This is a genomic window from Psychrilyobacter atlanticus DSM 19335 (genome assembly GCF_000426625.1).
Classification (GTDB): Bacteria; Fusobacteriota; Fusobacteriia; order Fusobacteriales; family Fusobacteriaceae; genus Psychrilyobacter; species Psychrilyobacter atlanticus.
This window is the reverse complement of sequence record NZ_KE384547.1, coordinates 1,635,809-1,659,062: the sequence shown is the minus strand read 5'-3', so window position 1 is coordinate 1,659,062 and position 23,254 is coordinate 1,635,809. Positions and strand designations below refer to the sequence as shown.

Here is a 23,254-nt window from a genome sequence, read left to right as displayed (position 1 = left end):
TTTTGATCTATAATAAAAAATTAGTTGAGTTCTATAAAAAAGAGGCTTTATCCTTTTGTGGGGAAAGCCTCTTTTAATAGTATTATACTGCTGCTACGATAGAAATTTCTACTAATAATTCTTCTCTAGCCATTTTTGCTTCTACACACGCTCTGGCAGGAGCAAATCCTTCATTTGTCCAGCTATCCCAAATTTCATTCATATCTTGAAATAATGACATATCTTTAACATAGATTGTAGCAGATAGGACTTTATCTTTATTTGACCCTACACTGGCTAATAATTCGTCTATTTTTTCAAGGGTTGTAACTGTTTGATCTTTGATTCCTTTAGTAGCGTCTTTTGCTACTTGTCCACATAGGTACACTGTATTGTTGTGTATTACTACTTTGCTTGTTCTTTTGTTAGTTTCATATCTTTTGATTTCCATATTATTTCTCCACCTTTTTATTTATTTTTATCTTTAATCTGCTTATACAGCTTAAAGTTGTTTCTCTATTTTTATATTTTGTACAGTATTTAAAAAAATATAAAAATCTAAATTGTGCTTTTCTGGATACAACGTCACGTGACTTTATTTACCAAAACTACAATTTGGGTATCTGCATATATCGCAGTCTTGACAAAGGCCACCATGACCATACCTCATGATATCTTCCACACTCAATTTTTCTCCACTGAGAACCCTAGGTAAGACCAGATCAAATACAGTTTTTTTACAATACATCACACAGCCGGGAAGTCCCATAATTGGAATCCCATCCAAATATGAAAGCAGAAACATAGACCCAGGAAGTACTGGGGATCCATAACTTACTAACTCTCCTCCCAGTTCGATTATAGAACTAGGTGTGAGGTCATCTGGATCTACAGACATACCACCTGTACATATTACCATATTTGCTCCATTATTTATATGGGTTTTAATAGCATCCTTTATCATATCTTTATCATCAGTTACTACAATTTGACCGATTACATTACAATCATATTCAGTCACTTTTTTTTCAACTACAGGTCCAAACTTATCTACTATCCTTTTATGAAAAATCTCGCTCCCTGTAGTTACTATACCAATATCCATCTTTTTAAATTCTTTTACATCTATTAGTTTATAGGGAGTTATTTGTTTAGCTGACTCCATTTTATCTTTTTTTATAATAAGGGGGATTACCCTGGCTCCGGCTATCTTATCTCCTTTTTTTACAGGAATATTTTCAGGAAGTGTAGCAAAGGAGATCTGGCCTAGCATATTTAATTCAAAAAGTTTCTCCTTGTTTATTTTGAGGAGTCCGTCAACTTTTGCATAGAATTCTATCTTTCCCTCTTTAATATCTTCACTTAAATAGATATTTTCTCCACAGCCAATCTCGCCTAAAATTAATGCGGCATCATTTTCATGAAGTTCGTCTTCCCCAATTTCAAAGATATAGATGTGTTCCTTTCCTAATTTTAGGAGTTTTTCTATATCTTCTTCTTTTATTATATGCCCCTTCTTAAAGGCTCTTCCTTTAAATTTTCCTGGGATTATCTCTGTTATGTCATGGGAAATAACATGGCCGACTGCATCTTTTGTATCTATCCTTTTCATAACTCAACTCCTATAAATTTATGGTTTTCACTTCTCTCATATGTTTTCCTGTCCCATTATTTTTTACTTTTAATATCTCTGCCATTATTCCTAGAGCAATTTCAGCAGGCTCACCACTTGATATATCCAATCCCACAGGAGAATAGATCTCTAAGAGATCGCTTTTTTGTATCCCTTCATCCATAAGATCTCTATAACTTTCAACAACTTTTTTTCGACTTCCAATCATACCTACATAGGCTGTTTTTCTTCCTACAACAGCTTTTACTGCACTTTTATCACCAAGATGTCCACGGGTTACTATAACGAGATAGGAACTGTCATCTAATGGGTAATCTTTTAAGATTTCTCCTATGTCTCCCCAGAGAAGTTCGTCGGCTTCAGGAAATCTCTCCTTAGTTACGTATTCCTCTCTATCGTCTATTATTACAGTATACATATTGAGGTATTTTCCCAGTTTATAAAGGTCTATTCCAAGGTGTCCCCCTCCAGCAATAATCAGTTTTTTTCTCCTTTGAAAGACCTTGATATACCCCTTGACCTTTCCACCACAGATCATATCCAGACTGCCATCTGCTGCCAATGTAAGTTCAAACTCTCTATTTTCACCGATTTTCATAGCTTCTATGGCAGAGTTAATTACTTGAAATTCTAAGTTTCCACCACCTATTGTACCGATGGTTGTTCTATCAAAAAAAACTCCCATGATACTCCCAGATTTCCCAGGACTGGACCCATTTACACTCATAAGAGTTACTAGAGCGACTTTTTCACCGCTGTCTATTCTTTTGGCTATTTCCTGCATGATTTTCCCTTCCATAATTTTCCTCCTGTATTACTTTATCTGACGTCTATTTGATTCATATTAAATATTTTGTCTAAATTCCACTTTATTTTGAATAGAATTTATCTTCTATTATAGTTTGGCAGAAGAAGTTAAGAACGATCTCTCTGCTTGGGATTATTATTTAACCAATAGTGATTATAGCACCACATAACAGTAAAACTAATACAGGTTACTATAATTAAGAGAATATTAGCTGAATGATTATCTCCTCTTTCTACAGCATAATAGATAGCCATAGGTATGGTTTGGGTTTTCCCTGGGATATTCCCAGCAATCATAAGGGTAGCCCCAAATTCTCCAAAAGATCTGCCGAAGGAAAGAACTACACCAGCGCCAATATTTTTTCTGATCAATGGGAAGAAGACGTACCTGCACATCTCTAGCTTAGTAGCTCCCATTTCAAAGGCTGCTTCTATATGCTCACGATCTATCTCTAAAAACCCTGCTTTAATACATTGATATGCCATAGGAAGAGATACAAGTACACAGGCAATGACTCCTGCCTTCCAAGTAAATATTATCTCTATTCCGTAGATAGCTAAAATTCTGCCTAGAATTCCATTTTTCCCTAGGAGGATAAGGAGTATGTATCCCAAAACCGAAGGGGGGAAAAACAGTGGGAAACTTATAAACCCTTCAATTAGTTTATCTCTTTTTCTATTACCTTTGGAGATAAAAAGTGCAAGGATAAAACTTAAAATAATAGTTATAAGTGTAGATATAAGAGCGATCTTTAAAGATAACTTACTTGCTTCTAATATCATCTATCTCACCTTAAATCCATATTTTTTAAAGAGTTCTATATTTTTAGTCAGGTAATTGCTGAATTTCTTTCCTGGAATACTTCCTACTTTTACTCCTGATCCATATACTATTGGGGAGTGAAGGGAAGTGTCAATATAATAGATCTCTTTGTCCTTTAGGAGGAAGGCATCGGTTTTATAAACTATAGAATAATCTACCTCACTTATCTTTACATAAAAAAGTGCCGACCTGACATCTTTGGTAAAGAGGATATTGTCGTTAAAACTTTTCCATAATTTTAACTTTACAAGTGCTTCACGAGCATATCTGCCTGCTGGGACAAAATCAGGATCTCCCACGGCTAGTGGTTTTTCTGTATTTGTTAAAATATCTTTGAGATTATTTATTTTTTTGTTTCCTATAACCACCAGACTGTTTTTCAGGAGATATTTACTCTCATCAATTATTTTCTTCTCTGCAAGCTGGTCTATATGATCTTTAGAAGCTAAGAATATAAAATCTACCGGGGCTCCTTCTTCCATTTGCTTTCTGAGGGAACCAGATCCACCTAGATTTATTCTAACTTCTATACCTGTATCTCTTGTATAGTTTTTTGCAATTTCTTCGATACCATCGGTGAGACTGGCTGCTATACTTATAGTAACAGTTTCCTTTTCTTTCTTGCCTTTATTACAGCCTATCAAAGATGAGATTACAATAAGCACAAGGAGTATTTTTTTTATCATTTAAATCTTTCTCCTTAGATATAACACTGCTTCTAAAGCTGATCCACCAATACTTCTGGCTTTGTCTGATATGGTATAGCAATTTTGCTGTTGATCTATACGGGGATCCACATCTCCTATCTTAAATCCATTGGGAACTTGATATCCACCTCTTATAAGTCCCCTTAAAACTCCACTCAGAGGGGCCTTTACCTCTGTATTACCTATGAGGGCAATTACTTCATTTTTTTCCACAAGATCTCCGATCTCTTTGATATTTTTAATAATCCCATCAACTTCACTGTAGATAACCCTTTCCCTTCCATAACCCTTTATAACTCCCGGAATACCAGTGTTCTTCTTGGCTTTTCCAGAAAAAATTAAGCGTCCAAGATTGTGACCCCTCATTGTTTCTATGACAATATTTACATCTTGTCCTGCACTAAATCCTGGGCCAATACCTATAGTGATAGGAGCCATTTGGATATTTGTTCCCAAGTTTTTTTTAGCCAGGATAGCATCCACTACAGCCAAAGGCTTCAATTTTTTTATTGTATCGCCAGAAGGGTCCACAATTACAGCTATATTTCCGCCATCTAATATTTTATCGACCTCATCTATTTTGTGAGCCAGTATAGCTTTACTCTCCTCTAAGATTATTTCTTTTTCATATACGGCCTCACCGTAACAGACTGCTCTTCTTATAAAAGAAGGCTTTTCTGTCTCTAAGACTAAGACTCTAAATCCACTTCTATGAAATTTTTGTATCACACCAGAAGCGAGATCTCCTCCACCTCTTACTATAACTAATTCAGACATTTTTAGTGATTCCTCCCTCTATTTATGCTCTTATGATTCTATCCAATAATTTTTGACGGCATTTTAATTTTAAAATAATCTTAAAAAATAAACTCCTACTTAAATAATAGGAGTCTTCTTTTTGATATTTTGATAAATTATAAAAAAATTATAATTTCATAGGATTCATAGATTGTTTTTTATACCTGATCTCATAGTGCAGGTGGGGACCAGTAACTCTACCTGTCTTTCCAGATTTAGCTATAACTTTTCCCTTAGTGACTCTCTGCCCTTTTTTTATCAAAATTCTATTTAAGTGTGCAAATCTTGTTTCATAATTATTTCCATTATCTATAATAATGATCTTCCCATATCCGTTCATCCAGCCTGCATAGGTAACTACTCCACTATAGGGTGAATAGACAGGAGTATTCATAGAAGCTTTTAGATCGACTCCTGTATGTAATATTTTTCTACCTAAAACAGGATGATCCCTGTATCCATAGGGACTGTTCACTGACATGGTCTTTAATGGTTGTCCAAAGTTTTTTAAGGTAGAACTTTTGGAATTGTTTTTATATGTTGTGGAAGAACTAGAGCTGTAGTTTAGATCTCCCTTACTTACCATCTTACCTAGGTATATCTTGTTGCCTCTATAGAGTGTATTGCTTTTCAAATTATTTATCTTTTTTAAACTGTTAACTTTTACATCGTATTTTTTTGAGATACTATAAAGGGTGTCTCCAGATTTTACTATATGATAGCTGCCTTTATAATTTTTAGAAGGCTTAAGGTATATCTTCTGACCGGAGTATAATAAGTTGCTCTCTAAATTATTTATTCCCTTTAATTCTGAAACTGAAACATCTCTTTTTTGGGAAATTGAATACAGTGTATCTCCTTTTTTTACTGTATAATATTTACTGTTAGAACATGATATTAAGATAACCGAAGTTATTATTATAAAAAGTAACTTTTGTATGGGTCTCATAAACTCTCCTAAAATCTAAGTTTTCTATTAAATATAAAAATAATAGTTATTAAAATTATACTCTATTTCACTTGTTTCTGTAAACCGATGAAGGGAAGAATGTTAAATTTTTTTAACGAATATAATATCTTTAATCAAAATTAAAGCTAATTTTAACTAGAGAGGGCATTTATTCTAAAAAATTGCTTTTTCTAAAGAAGTGTTGTATAAATGGGGTAGGTTGAAATAACGGTTTTTTAAGGGGGCTTCAAAATGAACGAGATTCAAAAAAAAGGGTTTGGAACAAAAGCGATACATGGAGGAGCAGAAAAAAATCCATTTGGGACATTAACTACACCAATATACCAAAGTTCTACATTTGTATTTGACAGTGCAGAGCAGGGTGGAAGAAGATTTGCTATGGAGGAGCCAGGATATATCTATTCAAGATTAGGTAATCCGACATCAAGTGTTGTAGAGAAAAAGTTAGCTTTATTAGAAGGAGCAGAAGGAGCATTGGCTACGAGTTCTGGAATGGGAGCTATATCTTCAACTATGTGGACATTATTGAAATCTGGGGATCATCTATTGGCAGATAAAACTTTATATGGGTGTACTTATGCTTATTTCAGTCATGGATTAACTAAATTTGGAATCGATGTAGAATTTGTAGATACCTCTGATTTGGAAGCGGTAAAAAAAGCTATGAGATCGAATACGAAGATAGTTTATTTAGAAACACCGGCAAATCCAAATTTAAAAATTGTAGACATTAAGGCAGTTTGTGAAATAGCACATAAAAATGAAGGGACTAGAGTAGTTGTAGACAATACATTTGCAACACCATATCTTCAAAGACCACTGGAGTTTGGAGCCGATCTGGTAGTTCATTCAGCAACTAAATATTTAAATGGTCATGGAGATGTAGTGGCAGGATTTGTAGCAGGAGATTTAGAGACAGTAACCCAGATAAGACTAATAGGTGTAAAGGATATGACTGGTTCAGTTCTGAGTCCGCAAGATGCTTTTCTTATGATTAGAGGGATGAAAACTTTGGAGCTTAGGATGGGAAGACACTGCAGTAATGCATATAAGGTAGCAAAATTCCTGGATGCTAATTCTATGGTGGAGAAAGTATATTATCCGGGCCTTGTATCTCATGAGGGACACGAAATAGCAAAGGAACAGATGGATGGATATGGTGGAATAATTGCCTTTGATGTAAAGGGTGGATTAGAAGCAGGGAAGAAATTATTAAATAGTTTGGAGTTGTGTACTCTGGCAGTAAGTTTAGGAGATACAGAAACTTTAATTCAGCATCCGGCATCTATGACCCATTCCCCTTATACAGTGGAAGAAAGAGCGGCAGCAGGAATAACTGAGGGATTGGTTAGAATGTCTGTAGGTTTAGAAGATGCAGATGATATTATAGCTGATCTGGAGCAGGGGTTGGCAAAATTATAAAATTATTCAAAGGCGGTGGGGGAAACTCTACTGCCTTTTTTTATAAATATTAAAATTTTAAGCAAGACATCAATAGGGAGGGAATATTATGTTAAACAGAGAGGTTGTTGCAAAAATATTTAAAACGGCTTTGGTCAGTGGTGACTTTGCAGAGATATTTTTTGAAGAGAAAGACACATTTTCACTTAATCTATCATCACAAAAGATAGAAAAAGTTCTATCTGGAAATGATTTTGGAGTTGGAATTAGGATTTTAGACGGATCAAATGTAGTCTATGGGTATACAAATAATTTAAATGATGAGAACTTACTTTTGATCACAAAAAAATTAGCTGATTCATTGGAGAAAAAAGAGGATTTGGTAGAAGGGAGAATAGGTGAAGCTACAACTGAAATAAATCAGCATGAGATCAAAAGGATGCCGGATACAGTACCTGTAGAAGAAAAGGTTGCATTGTTGAAAAAAATAGATAAGGCAGCCAGAGAATATGATGAAAAAATCACACAGGTAGAAGTATCGTACTTTGATACTGTACAAAATATTAAAATAATCAATTCAGAAGGGTTAAATACAAGTGATACCAGAGTTCATACTAGAATAAGTACAAGCTGTATTGCAAAGGATGGAGAAAATGTACAAACTGGTTCATCTGCTCCAGGAGGACAGAAAGGATTTGAATTTTATAGTGAGGATGTGGATGTAGTAGAAGTTGCAAAGGAAGCAGCCAGGCAGGCTATAACACTTTTATCCGCTGATGATGCTCCCAGCAGAGAGATGATAGTTATTATGGAAAATGGATTTGGTGGAGTAATATTCCATGAGGCTTGTGGACATGGACTAGAAGCTACATCTGTAGCTAAAAAATTGTCTGTATTTACAGATAAGATTGGGGAGAAGGTAGCCAGCAGCTGTGTGACTGCCATCGATAATGGGACTATCGCCAATGGATGGGGATCTATGAATATCGACGATGAAGGTAATAGGGGTCAAAAAAATATCCTGATAAAAGATGGAATACTCCAGGGGTATATGATAGATAGATTAGGAGCTAGAAGGATGGAAGGAGAGTCATCTGGTTCTGGAAGAAGACAATCGTATAAATTCGCTCCTACTTCTAGGATGACAAATACATTTATTGCACCTGGAACTTCTACTTTAGAGGATATGTTAAAAGGCGTAGAGTTCGGATTATATGCAAAATCAATGGGTGGAGGAAGTGTAGACACTACAACTGGAGATTTTAATTTCTCAGTAAGGGAAGGTTATTTGATAGAAAATGGAAAGATTACAACTCCTGTAAAGGGTGCTACATTAATTGGAAGCGGTCCTAAAATTTTACATAAGATCGATATGGTAGGAGATAACCTGTCTTGTGCTCAAGGGATGTGCGGATCAGTAAGTGGAACTATCCCAGCTGATGTAGGTCAGCCTAGAATAAGAGTTTCATCTATCACAGTAGGAGGGAAAAAATAATTATGAATTACACTAATTTATTTAATATAGCTAAGGAAAAAAAAATAGAGGAGTTGGAAGTTTATTTTTCTAGAAGCGGTTCTACTTCAATTAAATTATTTGATTCCGCAGTAGAAGAATATAAAGTTTCGGATGTTTCAGGAATTTCATTAAAGGGAAAATATAATGGGAAAGCAGGTTCTGTGTATACTGAAGAGATATCGGAAGAAAAAGCAGTAAAGTTATTAGATCAATTAATATTAAATGCTTCGGTTATAGAAACAAATGAGGAGTTTTCTCTCTTTGAAGGAAGTGAAGAATACCCAGAAGTAAGAACATTTAATGGAGATATAAAAAACATAGAAACTGCCGCTAAGATTGAATTGTTAAAAAAAATAGATGAAAAAGTAAGGAGTTATAAAAATATAGATACTATTCAGGCGTTGGTTTTCGTTGAGAGTGAAACAGAAACTGTGATAGTTAACTCTAAGAATTTAAATTTAGATAAAAAAGATAATTCTATTTTGGTCTATTGTTATGCTGCTACTAAAAAAGGTGATGAAGTCACAACAGGTGGAGATTTCATCTTAACAAATGATATTAACAGTATTGACGTAGAAAAATTTGCTGAAAAGGTAGCTTTAAATGCAACAAATAAATTAGGTGCAGAGAAAGCTGATTCTGGCAAGTATAAAACTATCCTTTCGAATGAAGTTGCGGCTGATCTATTGGAGGTAATGAGTTCTAGTTTTTCAGCTGAAAATGTCCAAAAAGGATTGTCTATGTTAGAGGGAAAGGTGGAAAGCAATATTTTTTCTAAAAACATTACTATAGTTGATAAACCGCTAGTGGATTTTGGTCCTAATTCAACGGCATTTGATGACGAGGGAGTAGCTTCATCCAATAAAATTGTCGTAGAAGATGGGGTATTAAAGACGTTCCTACACAATAGAAAAACAGCTGAAAAAGATGGTGTAGAGAGTACAGGGAATGGATTTAAAGGAGGGTTTAAAGGATTGGTGGCAGTTAAACCAACTAATTTTTCAATTGAAAACGGAGAACTATCCTTGGAGGAGTTGACTGCCAAGGTAGAAGATGGGATCTATATAGATGATCTATCGGGAATTCATGCAGGATTAAACCCGGTTACCGGGGACTTTTCCTTACAGGCAGGTGGATTTTTAATTAAAGGTGGGAAGTTAGACCGACCTGTTAATCTAATAACCGTTGCAGGAAACTTCTTTGAGTTGTTAAAGGATGTAAATGACCTTGGGGATGATTTTAAGTATGGAGGCTCTGGAGTAGGTTCACCATCACTATTTATAAATGAATTGAGTATATCGGGGAAATAAAAATATCTACGTGATTTTAAAATTAAAGGGAGAAATAGGTGAAAAGTGAATTTAGACAGATATAAATGATTGAGAGCAAGGAATAAAAGAATTATAGGGTATATAAAAGATAGTAGGGAGAGATCTCTACTATTTTTTTATGGAAAAAATTATTGAGACAATCGACAGATTGCCATCTAAGTTTGAGAAAAAATATAGGAGGAGAGGATGAGAAATTTATTTATAATTGCCTTTATATTTGGTATAGTAATAATGTTTTGGCTGAGACCTAAAAAGTATAGCTATATAATTCCTGCATATATACCGTTAGGAGAGAAATTTGATATTGGTTTTGATGGGATAGCTGAATTTTCAAAGAAAAACAAGGTGATAACAATAGTTAACCCAAATAATGGGCCTATAAGCAGGGAGGAGAATGAATATTATTTTGAAAAGTTAGAGGAGAAAATAAAACGGATACAAGATAATGGTGGGAAAGTGATTGGGTATGTGTCTACGGGTTATGGAGAAAGGGGACAAAGGGAAGTAAGGAAAGATATAGACCTTTGGAGGGATAAATGGAATATAGACGGGATATTTTTAGATGAAGGGATGGGGAGCTGCAGTGGCAACTGTGAAAGGCTGATAAAAAAATATCAGGATTACTATGAGTATATAGAAGACCAAATTATCGTGACCAATGCAGGATATATAGATGAAGATTATGAAAAATTCTTAAAAGACGGGGTGATTATGATAATTTTTGAGAATACCTATGAAAAATTTATATCTCCTACTAACTACCTTAATAATATGAATCTAAGTAAGGGGAAAAAAGGAATCTTACTCCATACAGCTCCTAAAGATATAGATGGAAAAGAAATAAAAAAATTATATAAAAAATATGATTTGAATTATATATACTTAACTTCTGAAAATTGGGATACCATATCATTGAAACTTTTGAAGGACTTATAGTATACTGTAAGAAATAATGGAGGACGAATAATGAATGATATTTTAAAAATAATTAAAGACAGAAGAACCACCAGATCCTATAAAAAAGAGATGATCACAGAGGAGGAGTTAAATAAAATAATTGAATCTGGTATGTGGGCTCCTAGTGGACACAATAGACAACCTTGGCATTTTACGATAGTAGAAAATAAAGAGATAATGAAAAAGATAAACTTTGAAACAAAGGAAGTCTGTAAAAATATAGAAGATCCGCTTTATTTTGGCTGGGCCAATAACGATAAATATGATGCGTTTTATGATGCTCCAGTTTTAATATTACTTTCCTATAGTGATAATGGATTTTCACCAATTGATGATCTAGGAGCTGTAAGTCAAAATATGGGATTAGCAGCAGAAAGTATCGGTATCGGGAGCTGCTGGATTGGATTTATCAATAAACTATTTGAGAGTAGTGGTGAAAAACATGAAGAGTACGCAAAATTGCTGAAGATACCGAATGGTTATACTCTGCATCATGGGATAGTGCTTGGGTATCCAGCTAAGGAAAAATTGAAATCACAACCAAGAAAGGGCAGCTATAATAGGATAAAATAAAAGCAGCGTGACGTTGTATCCTGATAATAAAAAAATGGAGGTTAAATTATGAAGCATAAATTAAATAAAAAAGCTATAAGGATAATAATTTTAATATCGGTAATATTTTTAATGTTTAATGTAATAAACTCAAAGCAACCAAAGGAAGTAGGGGTAAGGGATTATATGCCGGATAAACCTATGGTTAAGATCTTTGATGGAGGATTTGAAGGAGCTGGAAGTGTAGAAATAATAGATAAGATAAAGGGTGAATTTTATCAGAAAAAAACTATGGATACTGCTACTATGGGAGCTGCTGTTTATCGTGTAAATAAAGATGGCTACATGTTGGTATATAGAGAAGGGGAAACGGATCAATTAAAAGATAATTATATAGATGAGAAATCAAACAATAATTTGATCTTACTCAGATCACCTATAAAAAAAGGTATTTCTTGGATAAACGATGACAAATCTACATATAAGATCTTATCTGTAGATGAAAAGATAGAATTGATGGGGAAAGAGATAGAGGCAGTGAAATTAAGATATAGAAAAGATGGATCTGAATATTATATCTATTTTGCTCGTGGACTGGGGATCGTTGGGATAGAGTCTGAAATGGGGAACAGTAGATTGACAGAGGTAAAGTATGATGTGGAGGAATACCTTTCAAAGTTAAAATTAAACCAAGAATAACGCCGAGGAACAGAATTAATAGAATAAAAAAGTAGAGCGCGGATACTGAAGCATATATGGATGAAAAACAAGTTAAATAGAATTTAAAAATAAAAATAGTTCTGTTTGTTAGGAGTGGTGTAATTCATGATAGAGAGGTTTTGACTTTGATTTGAGATAATTAGTTACATTAGTTGTTTAAAAAAGGCAGAAGGTTAGTGGTAAATAAGAATTTCTCAGATTGTTTAAGGCCAGTAAATATGATATACTGTTATGAAAATAAATAATATAGGGTGAATAAAATTGAATGGATTAATTAATGTAGATAAACCCAAAGGATATACTTCCTTTGATGTGATTAGAAAACTAAAAAGAATATTAAATATGAAAAAAATAGGACATACTGGGACTTTAGATCCACTGGCAACAGGGGTACTTGTAATTTGTCTTGGAAGGGCTACTAAACTGGCTAATGTAATAGAAGCTAAGGAAAAGACCTATATAGCTGACTTTATTTTAGGGTCAAAAACAGATACCTATGATACTGAAGGGGAAGTTATAGATAGAAGTGATGTTAAAGTAACAAGTGAAGATGTAAAGAATATATTATCTAAATTTAGAGGAGAGATAAAACAAGTTCCTCCTATGTATTCGGCACTTAAAGTAAATGGAAAAAGACTCTATGAACTAGCTCGTGAAGGGGTAGTGATTGAAAGAAAAAGCAGAGATGTGGTAATATCAAAGTTAGAGTTGATGGAATTTGATGAGGAAACACAGACAGGGAAACTTTACTGTGAAGTATCTAAGGGAACTTATATCAGATCATTAATATTTGATATGGGAGAAGAACTTCAAACCTATGCACATATGAATGGACTGAGAAGAACTCAAGTGGGAGAATACCTGGTAGAAGATGGATTTACCATTGAGCAGATGGAAGAGATGGGAGAAAATGAAGACTTTTCTTTTGTAACCAGTGTAGAGGACAGTTTTAATTTTGAAAAAGTAGAGTTAAAAGATGAAAAACAAATAAAATTATTTTTAAATGGAAATACAGTAGTATGCCAAAAACCAAATGACAGATATAGAATTTATGTAGATAAAGAATTTGTTGGTTTAGGAGAAGTTATTGATAATAGATTAAAAGGCTGGAAAGTATTTTAGACAAAATTTGTGAGGTGAAAGAATGAAATTGATAAAAGCAATGAGAGGAACTAGAGATATCTATGATGTAGAAGCTCTAAAATTTAACTTTATAGAAGATACAGCAAAAGAGTTATTGGAAAATTACGGTTTTGGTAGAATGATAACTCCTACATTTGAATCTACAGACTTATTCAAAAGAGGAATAGGAGAGGGAACAGATATCGTAGACAAGGAGATGTACACATTTTCTGACCGTGGAGATAGAAGTATCACTCTAAGACCGGAAGGAACAGCTCCAGTAGTAAGATCGTATTTAGAAAATAAGACCTATGGAAAGGAAGATCTGACTAAATATTATTATATCAATAATATGTTCAGATATGAGAGACCACAGGCAGGAAGATATAGAGAGTTTTATCAAGTAGGTGTAGAAATCTTAGGAAATGCATCACCAATGGCAGATGCTGAAGTGATATCTATGGGATATAGACTGATGGAAAAATTAGGGATAGAAGATCTAAAAGTTAACATAAACTCTGTAGGAGGAAATGAAACAAGAGCAAAATATAGAGATATTTTAGTAAATTATCTTACTCCTAAAAAAGACGGACTATGTGCTGACTGTCAGACTAGATATGAAGCTAACCCTCTTAGAGTTTTAGACTGTAAAAATAAAGGGTGTCAAGAACTAACAATAGACGCTCCAATGTTACCTGATAACTTGAACGCTGAAGAGAAGACGCATTATGACACTGTAAAAGAATACTTAGACATGTTTGGTGTAGAATATATAGAGAACCCAAGATTAGTTAGAGGATTAGATTACTACTCAAGTACAGTATTTGAAATTATAACTGAAAAATTAGGATCTCAAGGAACTGTCCTAGGTGGCGGAAGATATGATAACTTAATCAAGCAATTAGGAGATAAGGAAGTTCCAGCAGTAGGATTTGGATCGGGCCTAGATAGATTGATGATGTTGTTAGGAGAAGATAAGATCATAAATACTCCTGATGTATATGTAAGCTGGATGGGAGAAGAAAATATAGATTATGCTTTCTTAGTAGCTAATAAATTAAGAGATAATGGAGTAAAAGTTTATATTGAATATGCACCAAAATCTGCCAATGCTCATAGAAAAAAAGCATTTAAATTAGGAGCTAAAAGGGAACTAATTATAGATGTTGATTCAAAAGCTAATAAAACATTAGGATTGAAAGAATTAAGTAGCAGAGATGTAGAAGTAGTAAAGTTTGAAGAGTTGTTAGAAAAAGTGAATAACAAAAATAATGAAGTAAAGAAAGACTTTATTAATCTATAGAAAAAGCGACATTATAAAAATTATGTAAAGTGAAATATGAAAATAAAATTTATAAAAATATTCGATGACTTACAAGAGTATGTACAATCAATTCGATTTTTTATAATTTTATTGAGTATGGAATAATAATTTTTATATAGTCTTGAACTTTGGTTACTTTTTTTCAAGAGAAAGTAACCAAGGGAATTAAATTGTGAAAAAAGTTCTAAAGATTCCATCTTTAATACGGGTCTCTTTTCTCTTGAAAGAAAACGAGACATAAAAGTTCAAGAAGATTTATAATTGTCTTAGTTTAGTAAAACACGATTGTCATTGTAGAAAAAGTACTGCTGAAGTAGAACGACTATAAACTTCGTTTTAAACCAAGAAAAAAACTTCTGTGCGGAACAGTAGGATCTTATAGATTAGTTAAAATCAGTGTAAATTAGTGGCAAAAAAAGATTTAACTCTGCGAACCTCGGAGACCACTGTGTCTCTGCGTTGAGAGAGTTTATTAATTCGTGACAAAAAAAGTTTTAAAGTTAGACATGTAGTGTGTGTCAATAAATAAAAATATTTTATATAAATAGAGGTGTAAAGATGAATATGTATAGAACCCATAAATTGGGAGAATTAAGAGCAGAAAATATCGGTGAAGTAGTAACTTTATCTGGTTGGGTAGCAACTAAGAGAGACTTAGGAGGATTAACTTTTATCGACCTTAGAGATAGAGAGGGAGTAACTCAAATAGTAGTTCCTCAAGATGCTACTGAAGAGATGAAAGAAATAATATCTAAAGTTAGAAGTGAATATGTAATCAAAGTAACTGGAGAAGTAAAGGAAAGATTTTCTAAAAATGACAAGATGGCTACTGGAGATGTAGAAGTATTCATCACGAACATAGAAGTATTAAACTCAGCAGAAGTATTACCATTTGAAATATCAGATGATGCTAATGTAAACGAAAATTTAAGATTAAAATATAGATATTTAGATATAAGAAGACCTGCTATGATGAATAATATCAGAAAAAGACATGATATGATGATGGCTATTAGAAGATTTATGGATGACAGTGAATTTATCGAAGTAGATACTCCTCTATTAACTAAATCAACTCCTGAAGGAGCTAGAGATTTCTTGGTACCAAGTAGAATGAACAAAGGTAAATTCCATGCATTACCTCAATCACCACAATTATTCAAGCAATTATTAATGATTGGTGGAGTAGAAAAGTATTTCCAAATTGCTAAATGTTTCAGAGATGAAGATTTAAGAGCAGACAGACAATTAGAATTCTTACAATTAGACATGGAAATGTCATTTGTAACAATGGATGAAGTAATGGAATATGTAGAAGGATTATGTAAGAAAGTATTCACTAGAGTAACTGGTGAAGAGGCTAACTATTCATTCGAAAAAATGCCATACCATGAGGCTATGAGCAGATTTGGTTCTGACAAACCTGATGTTAGATTTGGAGTAGAGTTAAAAGACTTAACTTCTATAATGAAAGAGTGTGGGTTTAAAGCGTTCTCTGGAACTGCCAACTCAGGTGGAATAGTAAATGCTATCGTAGCACCAGGACAAGCGACTAACTTCTCTAGAAAAGTTTTAGGAGATTTAGAAACTTATGCAAAAACTTATTTCGGAGCTAAAGGTTTAGCTTGGATCAAAGTAACTGAAGAGGGAGTAAACTCTCCAATCGCTAAATTCTTCTCAGAAGAAGAGATGGCACAAATCTTAGAAACTACAGGAGCAAAAGTAGGAGATGTAATATTAATCTTAGCTGATAAAGCAAAAGTAGTTTACGGAGGATTAGGAGCACTTAGATTAAAATTAGGAAATGAATTAGGGTTAATCAATAAAGATAGTCATAAATTCCTATGGGTAGTAGACTTCCCTATGTTTGAGTGGAGTGAAGAGGAAGAAAGATATAAGGCTCAGCATCACCCATTCACATCTATCAAAGAAGAAGATATGGAGATGTTCTTGGCTGGAGATCAAATGGATAAAGTAAGAACTAACTCTTACGATATCATCTTAAATGGTTTCGAAATTGGTGGAGGAAGTATCAGAATCCATGATAGAGAAGTACAAAAAGTTGTATTTGAACAACTAGGATTAACTGAAGCTGAAATCAATGAAAAATTTGGTTTCTTCGTAGAAGCATTTAAATATGGTGCTCCTCCTCATGGCGGATTAGCATTTGGTGTGGACAGATGGTTAATGGCAATGTTAAAGCAAGACTCTATAAGAGACGTAATTCCATTCCCAGTAACTAACAAAGGTCAATGTCTATTGACTGAAGCTCCTGGAAATGTAGATATAGATCAATTAGAAGAATTATCGCTAACTAGTACTTACGAAGAAGCGACTAAGTAATAAACATATGAGGAGTGGTGAAAACTGCTCCTTTTTTATATATAGATATCAGACATCACCTTACTTAAGAAAAAATCATAAAAGGAAGTTCTAAAGGTTTCTCACACCTACTTAATTATGTTTTCCCCTAAATGGGGAAGACGAAGCAATAACCTCTGTCACAATCGTAATCGTAGGAACAGTGGGCTGAAGCATAACGACTATAAACTTCGCTTTTAAACCAAGAAAAAAATCTTAGTATACTTACTGGTTTTGCTTCTAAAAATGTGTGTAATCTGTGGCAAAAAAATCTTTGTGGAACTCTAATCTAGATCTCTGTGAAGCTCTGTGTCTCTGCATTAGAAGGTTTTTAATTAGTGGTGAAGAAGGTTCAGAATTCTTCTTTTTTTGGAGCTCCTTTATATGCTATAATTATCTAGAAGAATTTTAAAAAATCAGGAGGAAGATATGTGGAGAGGTTTGATAACGGTGATACTTGGAATTTTAATGGGTGTCTCTGCCATGGCAGTCAATATAGCAGGAGTAGATGTAAAAGAAGACTTTATTGCTGTAGATAAAAAAATGGTATTAAATGGTGCAGGGATAAGGAAAAAGTTATTTTTTAAACTCTATGTGGGGTCATTGTATTTACCGGAAAAAACAATGGATGCTGTGGCTATTGTAGAAGGGGATAAAAATATGACCATTGAATTAAATATCATATCTAAATTGATTACCAGTTCTAAGTTAAAGGAAGCGCTAGAAGAGGGATTTTCTACTGTAGAACCTAAAAAGATGGAGCAGATCAAGGATAGACTTAAAATTTTTACCGGTATATTTGAAGGTGGAAAGGTTAAAAGCGGAGATGTATTCACTTTTAATTATATAGATGGAAAAGTGGAAACATATAAAAATGGAAAACATATTTTGACTACAGAGGGGCAGGATTTTAAAGAAGCTTTATTCGGTATTTGGCTAGGAGACAGAGCCATAGATAAAGGTTTAAAGGCAGAGATGCTGGGGAAATCTTAGATCAAAGAATGCTGATTCTATAAAGTCTTAAGTTTATTGGAGAAATAGGAGGAAAAATGAAAAAGATAAATTTTGGAATAATTGGGACTGGAAGAATAGCCCAGCAGTTTCTGGATGAAGTACAAAAGAATGAAAAAATAGATGTAGTTGGGATATGTGCTAGAAATTTTGAGAAAACGGCAGAGATAGCCAAGAAATACAATATAGAAAAACCTTATGAAAGCAGTGGTGAGATGTTAAAGGATGAAGATATAGATGCTGTTTATATTGCTACTATGCACCCGACCCACTTTGCTTATACTATGAAAACTCTAAATGCGGGAAAGCATGTATTGTGTGAAAAGCCGGCAGTATTAAAGAAGGAGGAGTTGGAAGAGGTAATAAAATTAGCAGAAGAAAAAAATCTTTTGTTTATGGAAGCTATGGTAGTAGGGTTTAATCCCCTTTATAAAAAAATGAAAGATCTAATAGAAAATGGTCAAATAGGGAATGTAGTACATGTAGAGTCATCTTTTGGGAGTAAGAGTACCAAAGTGCATAAGCATAACTCTAAACAGGCTGGAGGGGCTCTCTATGATATAGGAATCTATAATATATTTTTATTGACTGATCTATTGGGAATCCCTGCTGAGATAGATGTGAAAACAAGGAAGAATGAGTGGGGAGTAGAGGGAAGTGTTACCGGACTCTTGGAATACAAAGGAGGAGTTAGTGGTAGTTTTTATGCTACTATGGATTCTATCTCTGGGAACAGTGCCAAGATAATAGGCACAGATGGCATGATAGAGATACCTGATACCTGGACTGTAGCTGAAAAATTTGTTTTGAAGAGATTGGGAGAAGAAGATAGAAGTTTTGAGTTGAAGGAAGATAAGTGGCTAGGTTATGAAATGGAGTCCTTTGTGGACACTCTCCTAAAAGGAAAGAGACAAAATGAAATTATGACCTATGAAAAATCTCTAAATCTCCATGTGACTATAGATATGGTTAAGGAGAAATTAGGGTTTAAATATGATAATTTAGAAATAGAAGTGAATTAGGAGGAGAGATGGCAGGAATAAAATTTGAGATAGAAGAAAAATTAGGAGTACTAAGTGAAAGAAAGGGATGGACTAAGGAGCTGAATCTGGTTTCGTGGAATAATAGAAAAGCTAAAGCTGATATTAGGGAATGGGATGAAACCCATGAAAAGATGGGGAAGGGGATAACCCTCTCATGGGAAGAATTGGTAGAATTAAAGAAAATATTAAATGATATGGATCTATAAAAGATAGAATTAGTGTAGGATAGAAAGGACGATATTTTATCGTTCTTTTTTATTATCTAGGAAAGTGTTCCTGCAAGAGGTGTCATTAAAATGCAAATTGTGCCTATCTGGATGCAACGTCACGTTGCTTTTTATTAGAATCTAAAGGTTGTGTTATAATTAAGAGAAATAAAATAAAATTTGGGGTGGGAAATGTTTTTTAAATATCTTTGTGCTGAGGTTATTGGAGGAGTTATTGGTTTAATAATAGGTGTTTTAGGTCTTTTGATAGGTGGAAGAGAGATCTTTTGGAATAAATATTTTTTGAGTATAGTATTTGTAGTGGCTGTAGGAGCGGGGTTAGTTGTTTTTAATTTGATAATCTAATTGGAGGGTGGAGTGGATAAGGTATAGAACCTCTGCTCTAGATTTTATATTGGATTCGTGATAAAATTATTCTAAATGTCTGAGAATGTTTTAGTGCGTAATATAGAGAAAATTAATATATAGGAGATAAAATTTTATGAGTATTTTAGATGTAAGCAGGGTAAGCCACGGATATGGGGCTAGAACAATTTTAGAGGATGCTTCCTTTAGATTGTTGAAGGGAGAACATGTCGGTTTAGTAGGAGCCAATGGAGAGGGGAAATCAACTTTCCTAAATATAATAACGGGGAAACTTATGCCTGATGAAGGAAGGGTAGAGTGGTGTAATCATATTACCACAGGATATTTGGATCAGTACAGTAGTCTGGAGGCGGGTAAATCTATCAGAGATGTCTTGAAGTCAGCCTTTGCTCCTATGTTTAAATTAGAACAAGAAATTATGGAACTCTATGAAAAGATGGCTACATGCAACGAAGTTGAGATGGAGATGATCTTAGAAGAGGTAGGAGAGATTCAAAGTATTTTAGATGGATCAGAATTTTATAACTTAGATTCAAAAATAGAATCCTATGCAGCCGGATTGGGATTGATGGATATAGGGCTGGAAAAAGATGTAGCAGAGTTATCTGGTGGTCAGAGAGCTAAGATTTTACTTGCTAAAGTTTTACTTGAAAATCCTATGATCTTGATCTTGGATGAGCCTACTAACTTTTTGGATGAGAATCATATTATCTGGTTGAAGAATTTTTTACAAAATTATGAAAATGCATTTATCTTGGTATCTCATGATATTCCATTTTTAAATGACGTAACCAATGTAATCTATCATATTGAGAAAGCAGAACTGACTAGATATACAGGTGGTTATCATCAATTTTTAGAGATGTATGAATTGAAAAAACGTCAAATAGAGCAGGCTTATAAAAAGCAACAAAAGGAAATAGCGCATTTAGAAGATTTTGTGGCACGTAATAAAGCCCGTATAGCAACTACTAACATGGCTAAGAGTAGACAAAAAAAATTAGATAAAATGGATGTAATAACTCTAGAGCGGGATAAACCAAAACCGCAATTTTATTTTAAAACTGCAAGAACTCCATCAAGAGAAGTTATTACGGTAAAAGATCTGGTGATAGGGTATAATGACCCATTAACTAGAAAGTTGAATTTTACTATAGAAAGAAATGAAAAAATTGCAATCAAAGGGGTAAATGGATTAGGAAAATCTACTTTGATAAATACTATATTGAGAAAGATTAAGCCTATTTCTGGTGAGATAGAGCATGGTCAGTTCTTAGAAGTGGGATATTTTAAGCAAGAGGAAGACAGTAGTGGAAAGACTGCTTTAGATGAATTTTGGGATGAGTTCCCATCATTAACTAATGGAGAGGTAAGGTCTGCTTTAGCTAAATGTGGTTTGACTAAAGATCATATCGGGACAAAGATGAGAGCTCTGTCTGGAGGAGAAAATGCAAAGGTAAGATTAGGTAAGATTATGAATCATGAGATTAACTTTTTAGTATTGGATGAGCCAACAAATCATTTGGATGTAGATGCTAAGGAAGAATTGAAAAGAGCCATAAAAGAGTTTAAAGGAACTGTATTTATAGTAAGTCATGAACCTGAATTTTATATGGATATAGTAACAGATGTTTGGAACGTTGAAGATTGGACAACAAAAATTATATAAATTTTACTATAGAAAGAAATAAAAAAAGGAAATCCAATTGGATTTCCTTTTTTTATTTTTTATCTTTCATTGCTATTTTTAAGCAAACTGCGAAACCGCCCCAGAGGAGAGTTATGCTGCAAACAGCAACGATGATAGCACTACTACTCATATAAATGACCTCCTAATTATTGTTTAAATAATAACTTTATTATTCTAATTCTAACTCAAGTTCGTTGTTTAGAGGTTCATTGTATATTTTATCTTCAAATTCTTGAGAACCTTTTTTCTTTGTCAGAATAAATGCTCCAATTGTCATAATTATCATAACACCCAGACCATAAACTCCCAATGCAGTTAAAGAATAACCACCATATGGGCTGATAATCTCGCCTTTAATCTTAAGTGCCAGCATAACAACTAAAATAAATGAAGTTCCTTTAATTGCCCAAACCCACCATTTTCCAACTGTGAAATCAGACAATTCATTGACATAAACTCTAACGCTCTCAAGGTTGAAAATCCAACCTAAGATAACTAATTCTAAGATACCTGCAATAACTATTCCGTATTGGTTGGTAGCATAGTCTACGATATCTAATACATATAGTCCGCCGTTAGTGGCAACCAATAGTGATAAGGTCCCCGAAGCAAGTGTAAATCTATTTAAGGCCTGAACCCTGGTTAATTTAAACTTATCCGAGATAGCAGCTACAACTGCTTCCATGATAGACATAGATGATGATAATCCTGCAAAGATAAGTGTAGAAAAGAAGATTCCACCAATTAATCCATTCATTCCTGGTAACTGATTGATGGCTTCAGGGAATACGATAAATGCTAATCCTACACCGGCAGTAGAAACTTCAGCTACACTGACACCTTGAGCTTGAGCCATAAATCCTAAGATAGAAAATACTCCGATACCAGAGATTAAACTGAAACTACAGTTTCCTAAACCAGTCATGAAAGCGTTGTTAACGATGTCTGATTTTCTAGGCAGGTAACTTGCATAAGCAATAATGATAGAAAAACAAATGCTAAGTGAGTAAAAGATCTGTCCATATGCAGCTAACCATACCTTTGGGTCAGTTAATTTAGAAAAATCAGGAGTAAAGAAATAATCTAATCCAGCCATAGCACCAGGAAGAGTAACTCCTCTAACAACTATAATTAATAATGCAACAACTAAAAGGGGCATAAAAATCTTATTGGCTTTTTCCAATCCATTTTTTATACCTAATCTAAGAACACCATAGTTGATTCCCCACACTAATAGTACTGGAGCTGCGACTTTAAGGTTTAATCCGCCTAGATTCATAGGAGAATCAGTTAATTGTAAATAGTCACCGAATAAAAACGCCTTTGTATCTGTACCCCATGCACCTGTAAAAGCGAAGAATAGGTAACTGAATGACCATCCGATAATAACCACATAATATGTAGCTATAAAAAATGAAATAAGTGTTTGGAACCATCCGAGAGCTTCATATTTTCTATTCAACTTTGCAAAAACTCCAGGAACACTAGAACGAATCTTATGTCCCATAGCAAATTCTAAAATCAATAATGGTATACCTGCTGTAAATAGTGCAATTAAATAAGGGATTAAAAATGCTCCTCCACCATTGCTTGCAGCTACATATGGAAATCTCCAGATATTACCTAATCCAATTGCTGAACCTATAGCGGCTAGGATAAACCCTGAACGAGAACCCCACTGGCCTCTATTTTCTTCTTTACTCATAAATATCACATCCTTAAATTTTTAATAATAAAGTAAAAATTTACTAAATTATTGTTATATTATATACTATTTTTTTAATAAGTCAATACTGATTTTTAAATACGACCATAAAAACAGTAAAAATGTATAATTTTATTGGTATGAACTCATGTAGTTTTTGTATAAAGACTATTTTTTTAGCAAGTAAATGCTTAAAAAATAGTTTATCCTT

At 33.7% G+C, this 23,254-nt stretch carries 23 protein-coding genes; 14 read left to right on the top strand and 9 right to left on the bottom strand.

Annotated features, from left to right (window positions below):
• Nucleotides 1-82 precede the first annotated feature (82 nt).
• The 7 genes from K337_RS0108450 to K337_RS18075 form a co-directional block, all read right to left on the bottom strand.
• A complete protein-coding gene (locus K337_RS0108450) occupies nt 83-430 on the bottom strand; it encodes a RidA family protein (protein ID WP_028856211.1) in 348 nt (115 codons plus the stop codon).
• Between the two features lie 144 nt (nt 431-574).
• On the bottom strand, nt 575-1,591 hold the full coding sequence (locus tag K337_RS0108445; protein WP_028856210.1) for a molybdopterin-binding protein: 1,017 nt from the start codon (nt 1,589-1,591) through the stop codon (nt 575-577).
• Between the two features lie 10 nt (nt 1,592-1,601).
• Entirely contained in the window at nt 1,602-2,411 is an 810-nt protein-coding gene (locus tag K337_RS0108440; RefSeq protein ID WP_028856209.1) for an XdhC family protein, read from the bottom strand.
• Between the two features lie 116 nt (nt 2,412-2,527).
• A complete protein-coding gene (gene modB, locus K337_RS0108435; protein ID WP_028856208.1) occupies nt 2,528-3,202 on the bottom strand; it encodes a molybdate ABC transporter permease subunit in 675 nt (224 codons plus the stop codon).
• Nucleotides 3,203-3,928, bottom strand: coding sequence for a molybdate ABC transporter substrate-binding protein (gene modA / locus K337_RS0108430; protein WP_051251683.1), 726 nt, complete (start codon nt 3,926-3,928; stop codon nt 3,203-3,205).
• The gene (gene yqeB, locus K337_RS0108425; protein ID WP_028856206.1) at nt 3,929-4,726 is read right to left on the bottom strand and encodes a selenium-dependent molybdenum cofactor biosynthesis protein YqeB; all 798 of its coding nucleotides are present in this window, start codon (nt 4,724-4,726) and stop codon (nt 3,929-3,931) included.
• Between the two features lie 148 nt (nt 4,727-4,874).
• On the bottom strand, nt 4,875-5,696 hold the full coding sequence (locus K337_RS18075; RefSeq protein ID WP_051251682.1) for a M23 family metallopeptidase: 822 nt from the start codon (nt 5,694-5,696) through the stop codon (nt 4,875-4,877).
• Between the two features lie 252 nt (nt 5,697-5,948).
• Between K337_RS18075 and megL the strand changes: the two genes are divergently transcribed.
• The 14 genes from megL (at nt 5,949) to K337_RS0108350 (ending at nt 21,317) form a co-directional block, all read left to right on the top strand.
• Nucleotides 5,949-7,139, top strand: a complete 1,191-nt coding sequence (gene megL / locus K337_RS0108415) for a methionine gamma-lyase (protein WP_028856205.1) — start codon at nt 5,949-5,951, stop codon at nt 7,137-7,139.
• An 88-nt stretch (nt 7,140-7,227) separates the two neighbouring features.
• Nucleotides 7,228-8,613 (top strand): TldD/PmbA family protein, encoded by a 1,386-nt coding sequence (locus K337_RS0108410; RefSeq protein ID WP_028856204.1) that lies wholly within the window; start codon nt 7,228-7,230, stop codon nt 8,611-8,613.
• A 2-nt stretch (nt 8,614-8,615) separates the two neighbouring features.
• Entirely contained in the window at nt 8,616-9,944 is a 1,329-nt protein-coding gene (locus K337_RS0108405) for a TldD/PmbA family protein (RefSeq protein ID WP_028856203.1), read from the top strand.
• 207 nt (nt 9,945-10,151) lie between these two features.
• The gene (locus tag K337_RS0108400) at nt 10,152-10,901 is read left to right on the top strand and encodes a spherulation-specific family 4 protein (protein WP_028856202.1); all 750 of its coding nucleotides are present in this window, start codon (nt 10,152-10,154) and stop codon (nt 10,899-10,901) included.
• A gap of 30 nt (nt 10,902-10,931) precedes the next feature.
• Nucleotides 10,932-11,495, top strand: coding sequence for a nitroreductase family protein (locus K337_RS0108395; RefSeq protein WP_028856201.1), 564 nt, complete (start codon nt 10,932-10,934; stop codon nt 11,493-11,495).
• A 48-nt stretch (nt 11,496-11,543) separates the two neighbouring features.
• Nucleotides 11,544-12,173, top strand: a complete 630-nt coding sequence (locus tag K337_RS0108390; protein ID WP_028856200.1) for a hypothetical protein — start codon at nt 11,544-11,546, stop codon at nt 12,171-12,173.
• 282 nt (nt 12,174-12,455) lie between these two features.
• Complete coding sequence (gene truB, locus K337_RS0108385) at nt 12,456-13,316, top strand: tRNA pseudouridine(55) synthase TruB (protein ID WP_028856199.1); 861 nt, start codon at nt 12,456-12,458, stop codon at nt 13,314-13,316.
• A gap of 22 nt (nt 13,317-13,338) precedes the next feature.
• Nucleotides 13,339-14,619 carry a histidine--tRNA ligase gene (gene hisS, locus K337_RS0108380; RefSeq protein WP_028856198.1) on the top strand — a complete coding sequence of 427 codons (1,281 nt, stop codon included), beginning with the start codon at nt 13,339-13,341 and terminating at the stop codon, nt 14,617-14,619.
• Between the two features lie 579 nt (nt 14,620-15,198).
• Nucleotides 15,199-16,983 carry an aspartate--tRNA ligase gene (aspS, locus tag K337_RS0108375; RefSeq protein WP_245584875.1) on the top strand — a complete coding sequence of 595 codons (1,785 nt, stop codon included), beginning with the start codon at nt 15,199-15,201 and terminating at the stop codon, nt 16,981-16,983.
• 447 nt (nt 16,984-17,430) lie between these two features.
• Entirely contained in the window at nt 17,431-17,994 is a 564-nt protein-coding gene (locus tag K337_RS0108370; protein ID WP_028856196.1) for a chalcone isomerase family protein, read from the top strand.
• A 56-nt stretch (nt 17,995-18,050) separates the two neighbouring features.
• On the top strand, nt 18,051-19,034 hold the full coding sequence (locus K337_RS0108365) for a Gfo/Idh/MocA family protein (RefSeq protein ID WP_028856195.1): 984 nt from the start codon (nt 18,051-18,053) through the stop codon (nt 19,032-19,034).
• 8 nt (nt 19,035-19,042) lie between these two features.
• The gene (locus K337_RS0108360) at nt 19,043-19,261 is read left to right on the top strand and encodes a YdbC family protein (protein ID WP_028856194.1); all 219 of its coding nucleotides are present in this window, start codon (nt 19,043-19,045) and stop codon (nt 19,259-19,261) included.
• A 192-nt stretch (nt 19,262-19,453) separates the two neighbouring features.
• A complete protein-coding gene (locus K337_RS19845; protein ID WP_156877348.1) occupies nt 19,454-19,627 on the top strand; it encodes a hypothetical protein in 174 nt (57 codons plus the stop codon).
• 136 nt (nt 19,628-19,763) lie between these two features.
• Nucleotides 19,764-21,317, top strand: coding sequence for an ABC-F family ATP-binding cassette domain-containing protein (locus K337_RS0108350; RefSeq protein WP_028856193.1), 1,554 nt, complete (start codon nt 19,764-19,766; stop codon nt 21,315-21,317).
• 52 nt (nt 21,318-21,369) lie between these two features.
• Here the strand turns inward: K337_RS0108350 and K337_RS19840 are convergent, their stop codons facing one another.
• Together K337_RS19840 and K337_RS0108340 are read right to left on the bottom strand one after the other, a co-directional pair.
• Entirely contained in the window at nt 21,370-21,468 is a 99-nt protein-coding gene (locus K337_RS19840) for a MetS family NSS transporter small subunit (protein ID WP_156877347.1), read from the bottom strand.
• A gap of 39 nt (nt 21,469-21,507) precedes the next feature.
• Nucleotides 21,508-23,043 carry a sodium-dependent transporter gene (locus tag K337_RS0108340; RefSeq protein WP_028856192.1) on the bottom strand — a complete coding sequence of 512 codons (1,536 nt, stop codon included), beginning with the start codon at nt 23,041-23,043 and terminating at the stop codon, nt 21,508-21,510.
• Between the last annotated feature and the right edge of the window lie 211 nt (nt 23,044-23,254).

Bases quoted from the DNA above. Each gene is read 5' to 3' on its own strand.
- K337_RS0108450 (WP_028856211.1), bottom strand. From the start codon at position 430: ATGGAAATCAAAAGATATGAAACTAACAAAAGAACAAGCAAAGTAGTA.
- K337_RS0108445 (WP_028856210.1), bottom strand. From the start codon at position 1,591: ATGAAAAGGATAGATACAAAAGATGCAGTCGGCCATGTTATTTCCCAT.
- K337_RS0108440 (WP_028856209.1), bottom strand. From the start codon at position 2,411: ATGGAAGGGAAAATCATGCAGGAAATAGCCAAAAGAATAGACAGCGGT.
- modB (WP_028856208.1), bottom strand. From the start codon at position 3,202: ATGATATTAGAAGCAAGTAAGTTATCTTTAAAGATCGCTCTTATATCT.
- modA (WP_051251683.1), bottom strand. From the start codon at position 3,928: ATGATAAAAAAAATACTCCTTGTGCTTATTGTAATCTCATCTTTGATA.
- yqeB (WP_028856206.1), bottom strand. From the start codon at position 4,726: ATGTCTGAATTAGTTATAGTAAGAGGTGGAGGAGATCTCGCTTCTGGT.
- K337_RS18075 (WP_051251682.1), bottom strand. From the start codon at position 5,696: ATGAGACCCATACAAAAGTTACTTTTTATAATAATAACTTCGGTTATC.
- megL (WP_028856205.1), top strand. From the start codon at position 5,949: ATGAACGAGATTCAAAAAAAAGGGTTTGGAACAAAAGCGATACATGGA.
- K337_RS0108410 (WP_028856204.1), top strand. From the start codon at position 7,228: ATGTTAAACAGAGAGGTTGTTGCAAAAATATTTAAAACGGCTTTGGTC.
- K337_RS0108405 (WP_028856203.1), top strand. From the start codon at position 8,616: ATGAATTACACTAATTTATTTAATATAGCTAAGGAAAAAAAAATAGAG.
- K337_RS0108400 (WP_028856202.1), top strand. From the start codon at position 10,152: ATGAGAAATTTATTTATAATTGCCTTTATATTTGGTATAGTAATAATG.
- K337_RS0108395 (WP_028856201.1), top strand. From the start codon at position 10,932: ATGAATGATATTTTAAAAATAATTAAAGACAGAAGAACCACCAGATCC.
- K337_RS0108390 (WP_028856200.1), top strand. From the start codon at position 11,544: ATGAAGCATAAATTAAATAAAAAAGCTATAAGGATAATAATTTTAATA.
- hisS (WP_028856198.1), top strand. From the start codon at position 13,339: ATGAAATTGATAAAAGCAATGAGAGGAACTAGAGATATCTATGATGTA.
- aspS (WP_245584875.1), top strand. From the start codon at position 15,199: ATGAATATGTATAGAACCCATAAATTGGGAGAATTAAGAGCAGAAAAT.
- K337_RS0108370 (WP_028856196.1), top strand. From the start codon at position 17,431: ATGTGGAGAGGTTTGATAACGGTGATACTTGGAATTTTAATGGGTGTC.
- K337_RS0108365 (WP_028856195.1), top strand. From the start codon at position 18,051: ATGAAAAAGATAAATTTTGGAATAATTGGGACTGGAAGAATAGCCCAG.
- K337_RS0108360 (WP_028856194.1), top strand. From the start codon at position 19,043: ATGGCAGGAATAAAATTTGAGATAGAAGAAAAATTAGGAGTACTAAGT.
- K337_RS19845 (WP_156877348.1), top strand. From the start codon at position 19,454: ATGTTTTTTAAATATCTTTGTGCTGAGGTTATTGGAGGAGTTATTGGT.
- K337_RS0108350 (WP_028856193.1), top strand. From the start codon at position 19,764: ATGAGTATTTTAGATGTAAGCAGGGTAAGCCACGGATATGGGGCTAGA.
- K337_RS19840 (WP_156877347.1), bottom strand. From the start codon at position 21,468: ATGAGTAGTAGTGCTATCATCGTTGCTGTTTGCAGCATAACTCTCCTC.
- K337_RS0108340 (WP_028856192.1), bottom strand. From the start codon at position 23,043: ATGAGTAAAGAAGAAAATAGAGGCCAGTGGGGTTCTCGTTCAGGGTTT.